Raw genomic sequence first — 12,942 nt, 5'->3', positions numbered from 1 at the left:
GGAGGGGGCCTCTCTCTTCGTGCGTGCTCGCCTATCTGGTCGTGGTGGTCGGTCCGCCGCCGACCTGGAACTCGCCCAGGATCACGTTGATCCGCGCGTTCTTGCCCGCCGGCGCGTTGGGCTTGATCTCCTGGTCCAGGACCTTGTTGTTCTGGCCGATCTCGGAGACCGCCTCCCGGTCGCTGACCACCAGCTCGTTACCCGTCCACCCGGCCTGGCTGAGCCTGGTGCGGGCCTGGTTCTCGGTGAGTCCGCGCAGGTCGGGCATCAGGAACTGGTTGTTCTTCGACACGTTCAACGTCACGACGGTGCCCTTTTCGGCCCGCCCCGGCGCCGGGTTCTGGCCGACGACCTCGTTGAGGTCCTCCGGGCTGTCGACGTCCTTGGTCTGCACCTTGAACCCGTTGCCCTCCAGCGTCGCCCGGGCGTTGTCGAGCGTCTGGCCGACCACGTCCGGCAGCTGCACGGTGTCCGGTGCCCTGCCCAGGGTCACCGTGATCACACTGCCCTTGGCGGCGTTGGTACCGGGGGACGGCGACTGGTCGACCACCTTGCCGACCTGGTTGGCGTCCTCGACCTCGGTGGTCTCGGTGCTCTGCTGGAAGACCCAGCTCTCGGCTTCCAGCTTCCGCTGCGCGTCCTGCGGGGTGAGGCCCCGGACGTCGGGCACCGCGACCTGGTCCGGCGCCGTGCCGATCACCAGCTTGACCGAGCTGCGCTTGTCCACCTCGCGGTTGGCCGGCGGGTCGGTCGAGATCACGTTGCCGATCTGGTCCTTGGTGCACGTGGGCTGGGGGCCCGGCTGGCACGCCATCGTCGAGATCTCGGGGACGAGGCCGGCGGACTCCAGCTCGCCCACCGCCACCTGCTGCGTCTTGCCCGCCAGCGCCGGCACCTTGACCTTGTCCGAGGCCGCGGTGTTCTCTTTGCCGCCCAGCAGCGACGTGGTGATCCACACGGCGAGGGCGAGCACGGCGATGCACAGCAGGACGACCAGGGAGACCATGATCGCCTTCTTGCGCCGGGCGTTGCGCTCCGCCTCTTCCTCGGCCAGCGGGTCGTACTCGTCGGCGGGCTCCTCGCGCTGCGACGACGGCCGGTGCCGGCCACCCGCCGGGGCGACCTCGGTACGCGGCGACGACGTCTGGTTGAGCACCGCGGTGCGGTCCTCGGCCGTCATCACGGCGGGCGCCGAGGGGCGTTGGCCGGACAGCACGCGCACCAGGTCGGCACGCATCTCGGCGGCCGACTGGTAGCGGTTGGCCGGTCCCTTGGCCATCGCCTTGAGCACGATCGAGTCCAGCGCCGGCGTCACCTTCGGGTTCAGCGACGACGGCGGCTTCGGCTCTTCCCGAACGTGCTGGTAGGCCACCGCCACGGGCGAGTCGCCGGTGAACGGCGGCTCCCCGGTCAGCAGTTCGAACAGCACGCAGCCCGACGCGTACACGTCGGAACGCCCGTCCACCGCCTCGCCGCGCGCCTGCTCCGGCGACAGGTACTGAGCGGTCCCTATCACCGCCGCGGTCTGGGTCACGGCGGCCTGGCCGTCGTGCACCGCGCGGGCGATGCCGAAGTCCATCACCTTCACCGCGCCCGACCGGGTGATCATGACGTTGGCGGGCTTCACGTCCCGGTGCACGATGCCGTGCCGGTGGCTGAAGTCCAACGCGGCCGACACGTCGGCCATGACCTCCATCGCCCGCTTGCCCGACAGCGGCCCCTGCGTCTTCACGATGTCGCGAAGCGTGCGGCCGTCGACGAACTCCATCACGATGTAGGGCAGCGGGCCGTACTCGGTCTGCGTCTCACCGGTGTCGTAGACCGCGACGATCGCGGGGTGGTTGAGCGCCGCCGAGTTCTGGGCCTCGCGACGGAACCGTTCCTGGAACTGGGCGTCACGGGCGAGGTCGGCGCGCAGGACTTTGATGGCCACGTCCCGGCCGAGCCGGACGTCCCGCCCCTTGTGCACCTCCGACATGCCACCGTAGCCGAGGGTCTCACCCAGTTCGTAGCGGTTGGAGAGCAGTCGCGGAGTGCTCATCAGTGCTTCGTCCCGCTCCTCGTCAACGGTCTCACCATCAAGCCTTGCGTTCGCTTTAGTACCGTTTCGGCGCTAGGTCGGTACACACGTCACCGTGACCCGTGAGCCGATCGCAACTTCACCGGTCGGTGCCAGGTCCGACACCAGGCACCGCTTCTCGTCCTCCGGCGCCCCTCCGTCATCGGAGTGCGCCTCGGGTTCCAAGCCGTACCCGGAGAGCTTCTTCACGACTTCGTCCACCGGCAGGTCGACGTAGTCCGACTTCGTGATCGTCACCTTCGGTTTGCCGGGGAGCCGATCGGTGGAGTCGTCCAACGGGCGGGCACTCGTGGTGCCCTGCGGGCTCGACCCGTCCGGCGACGCCCCGGACAAGGCGTCGTCCTTCAGCGCCCAGCGCAGGATGAGCACGCCGAGCACCAGCAGCGCGACCACCAGCACAGCGACCATAACCCACAGGACGGCGCGGTTGCGCCCCGGTGGCCTGGGTCCGGGTGGCAACGGACGGAAAGCGCCCGTGTGCGGAGTGTTCATCACCGGTGGCACGGACTGTATCCCCGGGTGGGATCCGAGGTTGGTGACCGCGATGCCGGGGTGGGTGCGCTGCGCCGGTGGTGTCTGCATGTTCGGCGGGGTCATCGGGGGAGCAGGCGTCAGCGGCGGCGCGCCGACGGCCATCGCCAGCCCGGACGGCGCGGGCAGCGGCTGACCGGCCCGCACCGCGCCCACCGCGGAGGCGAACTCGCCGCCGTTGCGGTAGCGCTGGCGCGGGTCCTTGACCAGGGTCGCCTCGATCAACGCCCGCGGCCCCGGCGGCACGTCCGGCGGCAGCGGCGGCGCCATGTCGCGGATGTGCATCATCGCGACCGTCACCGCGTTCTCGGACAGGAACGGCCGGTGCCCGGTCAGGCACTCGTAGCCGCACACGGCCAGCGCGTAGACGTCCGACGCGGGCTCGGCGGCGTGACCGAGGGCCTGCTCGGGCGCGATGTAGTGCGCGGTGCCCATCACCATGCCGCTGTGTGTGACCGGCGCCGCGTCGGCGGCCTTCGCGATGCCGAAGTCGGTGATCTTCACCCGGCCGGTCGGGGTCACCATGATGTTGCCCGGCTTCACGTCCCGGTGCACCAGCCCGCGCTCGTGCGCGGCCTGCAACGCCTGGCCCGCCTGCTCCAGCAGGTCCAGCGTGCGGTCCGCGCCCAGCCTGCCGCGGGCGATGATCGCGGCCAGCGGCTCGCCCTCCACCAGCTCCATCACCAGGTACGCGGTGTCCTCCGGCCCGTCCGGGATCGACGCGGTCTCGCCGTAGTCGTGCACCGCCGCGATACCGGGGTGGTTGAGCGACGCGGTGGTGCGCGCCTCGATGCGGAACCGGTTGAGGAACTCGGCGTCGCCGCTCAGCTCCGCCTTCAGCACCTTCACCGCGACCTTCCGGTCCAGCCTGGTGTCGTCGGCCTCCCAGACCTCGCCCATGCCGCCGACCGCGATCCGCCGGCTCAGGCGGTACCGCTCGGCGAGCAACTGGCCGGAGGTCAGCATCAGCGTCCCCCGAGGTAGGCGCCGATGACCGCGCGGCCGATCGGCGCGGCGACGCGGCCGCCGGTGGCCGACAGACCCTGCTGGCCGCCGTTCTCCACGATCACCGCGATCGCGATCTCCGGCTTCTCGGCGGGCGCGAACGCCACGTACCAGGCGTGCGGTTTGGTCGCGCGCACGTCCTCGCCGTGCTCCGCGGTGCCCGTCTTGGACGCGATGGTCACGTTCCGGAGCTTGCCGCCGCCGCTGGTGTTGTTCTCCGAGGCGATCATCATGTCGCGCAACGCCGTGGCGTGCTCGGGCTCCATGGCCTCGGCGGCCTCGTCCGGCTTGGTCTCGCTGATCGTCTGGAGGTCGGGCGCGAGGATCTTGCCGACCAGGTGCGGCTGCATGCGCACGCCGCCGTTGGCGATGGTCGCCGCGAGGACCGCGTTGGCCAGCGGCGTGACGCGCACGTCCTTCTGGCCGATGCCGGTCTGGTAGAGCGACGGCGTGTCGGAGATCGGGCCCAGCGTGGACGGCACCACCGACAGCGGGATGGTCAGGTCCTGCTCGCCGATGCCGAACTCGGCCGCCTTGTCACGCAGCTTGTCCGCGCCCAGCTCGTTGGCCAGCACCGCGAACGCCGTGTTGCACGACTTGGCCAGCGCCTCCTGGAGCGTGGCGGTGACGCCGTCCCCGCAGGTGGTGTCGTTGAAGTTGGGCAGCGTGGTGTTCGTGCCGGGCAGGGTGATCACCGGTCGGCCGTCGACCGGGCTGTCCTTGGTCTTGCCCTCGGCCAGCGCGGCCGCCGCCACGACCAGCTTGAACGTCGACCCGGGCGGGTAGTTCTCGTGCACCGCGCGGTTCAGCGTCGGCTTGGCCGGGTCGGCTTCGAACGCCGCCCAGGTGTCTTCCTGGACGTCGGCGTCGTGGCTGGCGAGCAGGTTCGGGTCGTAGGACGGGGTGCTGGCCATGGCCAGGATCTCCCCGGTGTCCGGCTTGATCGCGACCACCGTGCCGGTCACGCCCTGGCTCTGGAGCTGGTCGAACGCCGCCTGCTGCAACTTCGCGTCGATGGTCAGCTGGAGGCTGCCGCCCTTGGGGTCGCGACCGGTGATCAGGTCGGACACCCGGCTGGTGAACAGCCGGTCGTCCGAGCCGTTGAGCAGGTCGTCCTCGGCGCGTTCCATCCCGCCGGCGCCGTAGATCCACGAGAAGTAGCCGGTGACCGGCGCGAACACCGGACCGTTGGCGTAGGTGCGCAGGTACTCCAACCGGTCGTCGGTCTTCTGCACCGCGGCCAGCGGGGTGCCGTCGGAGGCGATGATCTGGCCCCGCTCACGCGAGTACTGGTCCAGGATCACCCGGTTGTTGAGCGGGTTCTTGCGGTAGTCGTCGGCCTTGATGACCTGCACGTACGTGGCGTTGCCCAACAGCAGCAGGAACATCGCCATCATGGCGAGGCCGACCCGGCGGAGCGGTGTGTTCATTTCGGACGCTCCACCATGACTGTGAACTGGTCGGCGATGGCCGGCTGCTGCGGTCGGGGCTTGGGCGTGGCCTTCGGCGCGCGCGCCGCGTCGGAAATGCGAAGCAGCAGCGCGGCCAGGATGTAGTTGGCCAACAGCGACGAGCCGCCGTAGGACAGGAACGGCGCGGTGATGCCGGTCATCGGGATCAGCTTGGTCACGCCGCCGACGACGATGAAGATCTGGAACGCCATCGCGAACGCCAGACCGCCGCCGAGCAGCTTGCCGAACGTGTCGCGCACGGCGAGCGCGCTGCGCAGACCCCGCAACGCGAGCACCGTGTAGATCAGCAGCACCGCGGACAGACCGACGAAACCGAGCTCCTCGCCGATCACCGCGGTGATGAAGTCGGTGTTGGCCTCCGGGATCTCGTCCGGCCGGCCGCCGCCCAGGCCCGCGCCGAACAACCCGCCGGTGCCCAGGCCGAACAGCGACTCCAGGATCTGGTGCCCCGTGCCGTACGGGTCGATGAACGGGTCCAGCCAGTTCTGCACGCGGACCTGCACGTGGCGGAACAGCTTCCACGCCGCGAACGCGCCGACGCAGAACATCACCACGCCCAGCACCACCCACGCGGCCCGTTCGGTCGCGACGTACAGCAGCACCAGCACGATGCCGAAGAACAGCAGCGAGCTGCCCAGGTCCTTCTGGAGCACCATGATGCTCACGCCGACCGCCCAGGCGGCGATCAGCGGACCCAGGTCGCGGGCCCGCGGCAGGTCCAGCCCCAGCACCCGGCGGCCCGCGATGGTGAACAGGTCCCGTTTCGACACCAGGAACGCGGCGAAGAAGACCATCAGCAGGATCTTGGCGAACTCACCGGGCTGGATGGAGAACGCGCCGAAGCTCAGCCAGATCTTCGCGCCGTTGATCTCCGGTGCGATGAAGCTCGGCAGCACACCGGGCAGCACCAGCGCGACCAGGCCGAGCAAGCCGAACGTGTACCCGTAGCGGGCCAGCGTGCGGTGGTCGGACAGCACCTTCAGCGCGGTGCAGAACAGCACCAGCGCGATCGCCGTCCACAGCACCTGCTTGGGCGCGGCGGGCGACCACGTGCTGCCGTCGGCGAACTTCACGTCCGCCATGGCCAGGTCGATCCGGTAGATCATGACCAGGCCCAGGCCGTTGAGCAGCGCCACGCACGGCATGATCACCGGGTCGGCGTACGGCGCCCACTTGCGCACCGCGAGGTGCACCACGGTGAGCACGCCCAGGTACGCCAGACCCAGCCACACGATCCGCATGGTGAGTTCCTGCTCCTGGTTGGCCTCCACCAGGATCAGGGCGCTCGTCACCAGCGTGGCGGCGAACGCGAGCATGAACAGTTCCGTTGTGCGTCGCGTGGGCGGCCTCAAACCGGGCGACGTGCTGCTCGCCGCCGCGAGCGGTGTGCCCTCCGCGCCGGGGACCGGCGAACCCATGCGACTACTGACCCTTTCGACAATCCGTGCCCGGCTTCTGCACGGGCGTGGTGAGGGGAGTCCCCTCCACAGTGGTGGACGTGGGTACCTCGGTCGAGGTTGCCGCGCCGTCCACGGTCGTGGTTCCGGCGGCACCCGCGGTCGTGGTTACCGGCGGCGCCGCGGTCGTGGTGGACGTCCCCGTCGTGTTCTCGGTGCTGTCCTTCGGGCAGAACGGCAACGTCTGCTCCGTGCGCAGCCTGCGGATCGCCTCCCGGGCGCCCTCCAGGCCGTCCACGTCGGTGATGCCGTTGCGCACCACGTCCCGGGTGGCGACCTTCAGGTCGTCCACCGTGATCGGCTCACACGCCTGCGCGCCAGGCGGGCACGAGCCCTCCACCTGGTTGTGCAGGTCGAAGCCGAACACGCTGCCGGTGACACCGCGGAACACCGACACCTCGCCGTTGTCCGCCGTGCCGACGTAGTACTGGCGCAGCACGTACCAGCGGGTGCCCAGCCCGGCCGCGACCAGCAGCAGGAGCAGGAACACCACCAGCGCGAGCGCCTTGATCCGGTTGTTGCGCGTCCGCCGGGGGTCCGGCGGCGGCTGCATCGGCTCGACCCGCTGCGGTATCGGCCGGGGCCCGGTGATGGAACTCGCCCGCGAGGCGGGCGAGTCGGGGGGTGGTGGATCGGCACTGCCGTCGCCGGCCGCGCCGCCCACTATCGGGGCATCCTCCCCGAAGTCGACGTCGACCACGTCGGCGATGACGACCGTCACGTTGTCCGGACCGCCGCCCTTGAGCGCCAGCTCGATCATCCGGTCCGCGCACGCCTGCGGATCCGGGATGCGGATCGCCTCGTCCAGCGTCTCCATGCTGACCACGCCGGACAGGCCGTCCGAGCACAGCAGGTAGCGGTCGCCCGGTCGGGCCTCCCGCACCATCAGCCTCGGCTCCACCTCGTGGCCGGTCAGCGCACGCAGCAGCAGCGATCGCTGCGGGTGCGTGGCGGCCTCCTCCTCGGTGATCCGGCCCTCGTCGATCAACGACTGCACGAACGTGTCGTCGTGCGTGATCTGCGAGAACGTGCCGTTGCGGAGCATGTAGGCGCGCGAGTCGCCGATGTGCACCATGCCCAGCCGCGTGCCCGCGAACAGCACGGCGGTGAGCGTGGTGCCCATGCCGTCCAGGTCGGGGTCGCTCTGCACGAGCTCGGAGATCGCGCCGTTGCCGGCGATCACCGCGTCGCGCAACTGACCGAGCAGGTCGTCGCCCGGCTCGTCGTCGTCGAGCGGCGCCAGGGCGGCGATGACCACCTTGCTGGCCACCTCGCCCGCGGCGTGGCCACCCATGCCGTCGGCGAGTGCGAGCAGGCGTGGGCCCGCGTACACGGAGTCCTGGTTGTTCGATCGGACCAGGCCCCGGTCGCTGCGGGCCGCGTATCGGAGGACGAGGGTCATGAGCGCAGCTCGATCACCGTTTTGCCAATTCGGATCGGGGAGCCGAGCGGGACCCGGATAGGGGCCGTGACCTTCGCCCGGTCGAGATAAGTGCCGTTAGTGGAGCCCAGGTCCTCCACGTACCAGTCCGTACCGCGCATCGACAACCGCGCGTGCCTGGTCGACGCGAAGTCGTCGTCCAGCACGAGCGTGGAGTCGTCGGCGCGGCCGATCATGATCGGCCGGCCGTCCAGGGAGATGCGCGTGCCCGCCAGCGCGCCGTGTGTCACGACGAGCTGCCGGGCCGCCTTGTTGCCCCGGGCGGCCTTGCCGGCCCCTCTGCCGAACTTCGGCGTCGGGACACGCAGGCCCGACGCCGCGTACAGATCGGAGCGGACCACTCGAAGCGCAGCCAACACGAACAACCAGAGCAGGACGAGGAAACCCGCTCTGGTCAGCTGCATCACCAGCTCTGGCACCGGTTGTAACCGCTCCTGACTTGAGTGCCGTAACGCCTACGCTCGAATCGACCGCTCAGCCCTGGGTGCGGTAGACCAGCGAGGAGTGGCCGATGCGGACGACGTCGCCTTCCGCAAGTTGCCAAGTCTGCACTGGAGTGCCGTTCACCGTGGTGCCGTTTGTCGAACCGAGATCAGCGAGCATGGCACTGTGCCCGTCCCACGTGATCTCCAGGTGCCTCCTGGAGACCCCGGTGTCGGGAAGTCGGAAGTCCGCTTCCTGTCCGCGGCCGACCACATTGCCGCCCTGCTTGAGGTTGTAGGTGCGGTTTGAACCGTCGTCCAGGTGCAGCGTCGCGTTCAGCTGACGTGGGCCGGACTGGACCGCGGGAGGCGCGTAACCCGCCGCCGGGTCGCCGTACCCCTGCTGGCCGTAACCCTGGTCGTAACCGGCCTGCTGACCGTAGCCGGCCTGCTGGCCGTAACCCTGGTCGTAGCCGGGCTGACCGTAACCCTGGTCATACCCCTGCTGACCGTAACCGGGCTGCTGCTGACCGTAACCCTGGTCGTAGCCGGGCTGGCCGTAACCCTGGTCGTAGCCCGCGGGCTGCTGCGGCTGCTGGCCGTAGCCCTGGTCGTAACCGGGCTGCTGCTGGCCGTATCCCTGCTCATAGCCGGGCTGCTGCGGCTGCTGGCCGTAGCCCTGCTCGTAGCCCGGTTGCTGCTGACCGTAACCCTGCTGGTCGTAGCCCTGCTGCTGCTGGCCGTAGCCGCCCTGTGCATAGGGGTCGTAGGCGGGCTGGCCCTGTCCTTGTCCGTAGCCGGGAGGCTGGCTCATGGATCCGTCTCCAGAAGTGCGAGGTGGTGCTGACCGTCGGCTGGCAACTTTCACGTCGGGGTCGACGGACGAGCTGGTTCGGAACTGTCCGGTGTGCAGCGCGTCGGAGCGCTCCAGGGAGACTACGACGTCACCATAGGTATCCCATCCGCTCTCTTCGAGGTGCTCCCGGATGGAGTCCCCCAGAAGCTGGGTGATGCGTAGTTCATCCTGGCCGTCCCCGGCAAGCCGATCGTGGTCCTGCGGACCCAGCAGGACCTGGAAGTGGTTCGGCGCGAGCAGCCTGCCACCCGCCAACTCGCGGATGTTGCTCTCCGCCTCCCGCTGTAGTGCCTGGGCCACTTCCTGCGGGACGACGTTGCCGCCGAACACACGCGCGAAGGTATTGCCGACGATGCCTTCGAGACGGCGCTCGAAGCGCTGTACGAGGCCCACGGCAACCCTCCGACCCGGTCGACTTCTACTACCGATCGTATCCGGGCTGACGTGCCGGGACACGGGCCAGTTGGTAACCCGTGCGGGGACCATGCTAGTGTTCCCCTCGTCGCTCCGGGCGAGTGGCGGAATGGCAGACGCGCACGGTTCAGGTCCGTGTGTCCGAAAGGACGTGGGGGTTCAACTCCCCCCTCGCCCACCAGAACCATGAAGTCCCACCCACAGTCGTGGGTGGGACTTCTGGTTTTCCGGGGTGTTTGTGCCCTCAGTGAACGCGTGATGTCTGTCACCTGTTCGGTCGCGGCCGTTCGTGGCGACTGGGGGCGGTCGGTCGATTTCACACGGCGAGCGGTCGGCGGTGCGGTGGGCGATGCGGGTCGCGGGCGGGTCGGGCGGTCGTTCCAGGCGAGCAACGCACACGCTGAGCACTCGTTCGGGGGGTCGGCGGGCCACCGGGGTCACCCAGACGGCAGCATCGCCGGGCCGAAGTCCCATTTCCGGTCTGCGACCGGTTACCGACCGCTCGGCGCCGTCGATCGCAGGACGTCCGGCGACCTGGAGATGCGACCGTTCCCAACTGGTACGCCTTATGCAGAGCACGAGTCGAAACACGGCGGACGTCCCGTCGTGGTTGCCGAGGAGGCCCTGGCGTGAGCAGCACACCAGCACGGATCGCGGACACCGATGACACCAGGGCGCTGTCGGCCACCGCTGTTCCGGTTCCCGAACTGCCCGGTTCCGTCGAGGAGCTGGCTGCCGCGGCGGCCATCCGCCTCGGCTGGCACGGCGTGGTGCTGCCCGAGATGGTCCTCATGGGGCGCAAGGTGATCGTGGTGGCGGAACTGCTGGCCGACGCGCACGCCGAGCGGTTGTGCCTGGGCGCGGGTCCCGAGGCGGACCGCACCACCGTGTCCACCTGGGTGTGGCCGGAGATGGACGGCCGCGTGCCGCCCGCCGCGGTCCGGATCGTCGGCGTGCTGGCGGTCGCCCGCCACTGGCGGACCGCGTTGGCCTCGGCGGTGCCGTTCGCCCGCTTCGGCAACGCCGCCGCCGTGCTGCCGTCGTCGGTCGCGTTCACGCACGACTACCTGGCGAACTGCCTGCCGCGGGTGCGCCGCTACGGCGTCTCGGTGCTGCTGGCCGACGAAGAGCTGCAACTGAGCACGGATGTCGCCGGTCGCAACGAGAACGTGCCGGTCGAGGACACCGCGACCACGCGCTGGGTGAACGAACTGGTCTACGAGCAGGTGCTGGCGAGCGCGTCCTGACCTACGGTCGGACGTATGCGTGTAGTGATCGCGGGCGGACACGGAAAGATCGCGTTGTGGGTGCAGCGGCTGTTGGCCGCGCGGGGTGACAGCGCTACGGCGCTGGTGCGCAATCCCGACCACCACGCGGATGTACTGGACGCGGGCGGGGTCCCCGTCCACTGCGACCTGGAGGCGACCGATGTCGCTTCGGTCGCGGAATTCCTGAACGGCGCGGACGCGGCGCTCTTCGCCGCGGGCGCCGGACCCGGCAGCGGGGTGGCGCGCAAGGACACCGTGGACCGGGCCGCGTCGGCGCTGTTGGCGGAAGCCGCCGAACGGGCGGGCGTGCGGCGGTTCATCCAGATCAGCAGCACCGGCATCGGCCGCACCACCGGTGACGAGGTGTTCGACGCCTACCTGGCGGCCAAGGCCGCCGCCGAGGACGACCTGCGTCAACGGGATCTGGACTGGACGATCCTGCGGCCCGGTCGGTTGACCGACGACGAGCCCACCGGCCTGGTGCAACTGTCCGAGACACCCCTACGGGGTTCCGTACCGCGCGCCGACGTGGCCGCCGTCGTAGTGGCCCTCCTCGACCGCCCCGGCACCGTCCGCCGCACCTACGAACTCATCTCCGGCACAACCCCCATCCCCGACGCCTTCTAACCCGCGTGTCCAACACTCGGAACGCGCGTGTCCTACGTTCAGGACGGGTGAGTTGAACGTTCGGGCGTGCGGGCGGGGGTCAGCCGAGGACGCGGTCGAGGTAGTCGTTGGTGAACTTGCCGGTGGGGTCGACGTCGGCGCGGACGCGGCGGAAGTCGTCGAAGCGCGGGTAGCGGTCGCGGAGGGCGTCGGCGGTGAGGCTGTGCATCTTGCCCCAGTGCGGACGCCCGCCGACCGCGCCCGCGATCTTCTCGAACGCGTCGAAGTACCGCCGGTACGGCATCCCCAGGTACTGGTGGATGGCGATGTAGGCGGTGTCGCGGCCGTGCGCGGTGGACAGCCAGATGTCGTCGCCCTGCGCGACCCGCACCTCCACCGGCACGATCACACCGTGGTCGAGCCCGCCGACGGCCGACCGCAGTTCCCGCAGCACGTCGTGCAGCGCCGCCCGCGGCACCGCGTACTCGGTCTCCACGAACCGCACCCGGCGCGGCGTGACGAAAACCCGGTGCGAAACGTCCCGGTAGTCGCGTTCGGAGATCAGCGCCCCGCACACCCGGTTGAGCGTCCTGGTGGTCGACGGCATGGCCTTGGCCAGCTTGCAGACCAGCCCGAACGCCCCGTTCTCCATCACCTCGTACTCGTAGAACTGCCGTAGCCGCGACAGGGGAGCGGCCGGCTCGTCCACCCGGTTGTTCCGCTTCACGATCACCCGATCGGAATGCGGGAACCAGTGGAACTCCACGTGGTCCTCGACCGCGGTGAGGTGGTCGAACTCCTCCAGCACCGCGTCCAGCCGACCGGGGAACTCACGGGCGTGCAGCACGAACGCGGGCACGCACCGCAGGGTGATCGTGCTGATCACGCCCAGCGCGCCGAGCCCGAGCCTGGCCGCGTGGAACAGCTCCGGCCGTTCGTCGGCCGAGCACCGCGCCACCGACCCGTCGGCGAGCACCAGTTCCAGCGCGACGACCTGCGTGGCGAGGCCGCCGAGCTTGGCGCCGGTGCCGTGCGTGCCGGTGGAGATGGCGCCCGCCACGGTCTGCGCGTCGATGTCACCGAGGTTCGCCATGGCCAACCCGAGGACGTCCAGTAACACGTTGAGCTGGTGCAACGTCGTGCCGGACCGGACCGTCACCAGCGTGCCGGACACCTCGACGATGCCGGTCCACGCGTCGAGGTCCATCGCCACGCCCGGCGCCACCGCGATATCGCTGAACGAGTGCCCGCTACCACGAGGGCGCACACTGGAAGCCCCTGTGACCACGGTGGCGATCTGGTCGACGCTCGCCGGGTGTTCCACCCGGTGTGGATTCGCGGACGCGGTGCGCGCCCAGTTCGTCCACGGGGTCCCCATGCGCACCTCCGG

10 protein-coding genes and 1 tRNA gene are annotated in these 12,942 nt (G+C 69.9%); 3 read left to right on the top strand and 8 right to left on the bottom strand.

The window, feature by feature from the left end; all coding sequences use genetic code 11:
• Window positions 1-31: 31 nt before the first annotated feature.
• The 7 genes from pknB to ALI22I_RS38890 form a co-directional block, all read right to left on the bottom strand.
• A complete protein-coding gene (gene pknB, locus ALI22I_RS38920; protein WP_077010586.1) occupies window positions 32-2,041 on the bottom strand; it encodes a Stk1 family PASTA domain-containing Ser/Thr kinase in 2,010 nt (669 codons plus the stop codon).
• Window positions 2,042-2,113: 72 nt separating this feature from the next.
• A complete protein-coding gene (locus ALI22I_RS38915; protein WP_077010585.1) occupies window positions 2,114-3,577 on the bottom strand; it encodes a serine/threonine-protein kinase in 1,464 nt (487 codons plus the stop codon).
• Window positions 3,577-5,046, bottom strand: a complete 1,470-nt coding sequence (locus ALI22I_RS38910) for a peptidoglycan D,D-transpeptidase FtsI family protein (RefSeq protein ID WP_077010584.1) — start codon at window positions 5,044-5,046, stop codon at window positions 3,577-3,579. The genes ALI22I_RS38915 and ALI22I_RS38910 overlap by 1 nt, the downstream gene beginning before the upstream one ends.
• Window positions 5,043-6,506 (bottom strand): FtsW/RodA/SpoVE family cell cycle protein, encoded by a 1,464-nt coding sequence (locus tag ALI22I_RS38905; RefSeq protein ID WP_077010583.1) that lies wholly within the window; start codon window positions 6,504-6,506, stop codon window positions 5,043-5,045. Before ALI22I_RS38905 ends, ALI22I_RS38910 begins: the two co-directional genes overlap by 4 nt.
• Window positions 6,507-6,510: 4 nt before the next feature.
• Window positions 6,511-7,947 carry a PP2C family protein-serine/threonine phosphatase gene (locus tag ALI22I_RS38900; RefSeq protein ID WP_077010582.1) on the bottom strand — a complete coding sequence of 479 codons (1,437 nt, stop codon included), beginning with the start codon at window positions 7,945-7,947 and terminating at the stop codon, window positions 6,511-6,513.
• On the bottom strand, window positions 7,944-8,405 hold the full coding sequence (locus tag ALI22I_RS38895; protein ID WP_077010581.1) for an FHA domain-containing protein FhaB/FipA: 462 nt from the start codon (window positions 8,403-8,405) through the stop codon (window positions 7,944-7,946). The genes ALI22I_RS38900 and ALI22I_RS38895 overlap by 4 nt, the downstream gene beginning before the upstream one ends.
• A 55-nt stretch (window positions 8,406-8,460) precedes the next feature.
• The gene (locus ALI22I_RS38890; protein WP_077010580.1) at window positions 8,461-9,657 is read right to left on the bottom strand and encodes a DUF3662 and FHA domain-containing protein; all 1,197 of its coding nucleotides are present in this window, start codon (window positions 9,655-9,657) and stop codon (window positions 8,461-8,463) included.
• Window positions 9,658-9,773: 116 nt separating this feature from the next.
• On the opposite strand from ALI22I_RS38890, the gene ALI22I_RS38885 reads away from it, so the two are divergent.
• The 3 genes from ALI22I_RS38885 (at window position 9,774) to ALI22I_RS38875 (ending at window position 11,573) form a co-directional block, all read left to right on the top strand.
• Window positions 9,774-9,859: transfer RNA gene (locus ALI22I_RS38885), tRNA-Leu, on the top strand.
• 448 nt (window positions 9,860-10,307) lie between these two features.
• Complete coding sequence (locus tag ALI22I_RS38880; protein ID WP_077010579.1) at window positions 10,308-10,925, top strand: hypothetical protein; 618 nt, start codon at window positions 10,308-10,310, stop codon at window positions 10,923-10,925.
• A 15-nt stretch (window positions 10,926-10,940) separates the two neighbouring features.
• Window positions 10,941-11,573: an NAD(P)-binding oxidoreductase gene (locus ALI22I_RS38875; protein ID WP_077010578.1), complete on the top strand. Its 633-nt coding sequence runs from the start codon at window positions 10,941-10,943 to the stop codon at window positions 11,571-11,573.
• 79 nt (window positions 11,574-11,652) lie between these two features.
• On the opposite strand, the gene ALI22I_RS38870 is transcribed toward ALI22I_RS38875, so the two are convergent.
• Entirely contained in the window at window positions 11,653-12,930 is a 1,278-nt protein-coding gene (locus tag ALI22I_RS38870) for a D-arabinono-1,4-lactone oxidase (protein WP_077011152.1), read from the bottom strand.
• Window positions 12,931-12,942 lie beyond the last annotated feature (12 nt).

Source organism: Saccharothrix sp. ALI-22-I (assembly GCF_001984175.1).
GTDB lineage: Bacteria > Actinomycetota > Actinomycetes > Mycobacteriales > Pseudonocardiaceae > Actinosynnema.
This window is presented reverse-complemented; position numbering and strand designations above follow the sequence as displayed.

Bases quoted from the DNA above. Each gene is read 5' to 3' on its own strand.
- pknB (WP_077010586.1), bottom strand. From the start codon at position 2,041: ATGAGCACTCCGCGACTGCTCTCCAACCGCTACGAACTGGGTGAGACC.
- ALI22I_RS38915 (WP_077010585.1), bottom strand. From the start codon at position 3,577: ATGCTGACCTCCGGCCAGTTGCTCGCCGAGCGGTACCGCCTGAGCCGG.
- ALI22I_RS38910 (WP_077010584.1), bottom strand. From the start codon at position 5,046: ATGAACACACCGCTCCGCCGGGTCGGCCTCGCCATGATGGCGATGTTC.
- ALI22I_RS38905 (WP_077010583.1), bottom strand. From the start codon at position 6,506: ATGGGTTCGCCGGTCCCCGGCGCGGAGGGCACACCGCTCGCGGCGGCG.
- ALI22I_RS38900 (WP_077010582.1), bottom strand. From the start codon at position 7,947: ATGACCCTCGTCCTCCGATACGCGGCCCGCAGCGACCGGGGCCTGGTC.
- ALI22I_RS38875 (WP_077010578.1), top strand. From the start codon at position 10,941: ATGCGTGTAGTGATCGCGGGCGGACACGGAAAGATCGCGTTGTGGGTG.
- ALI22I_RS38870 (WP_077011152.1), bottom strand. From the start codon at position 12,930: ATGGGGACCCCGTGGACGAACTGGGCGCGCACCGCGTCCGCGAATCCA.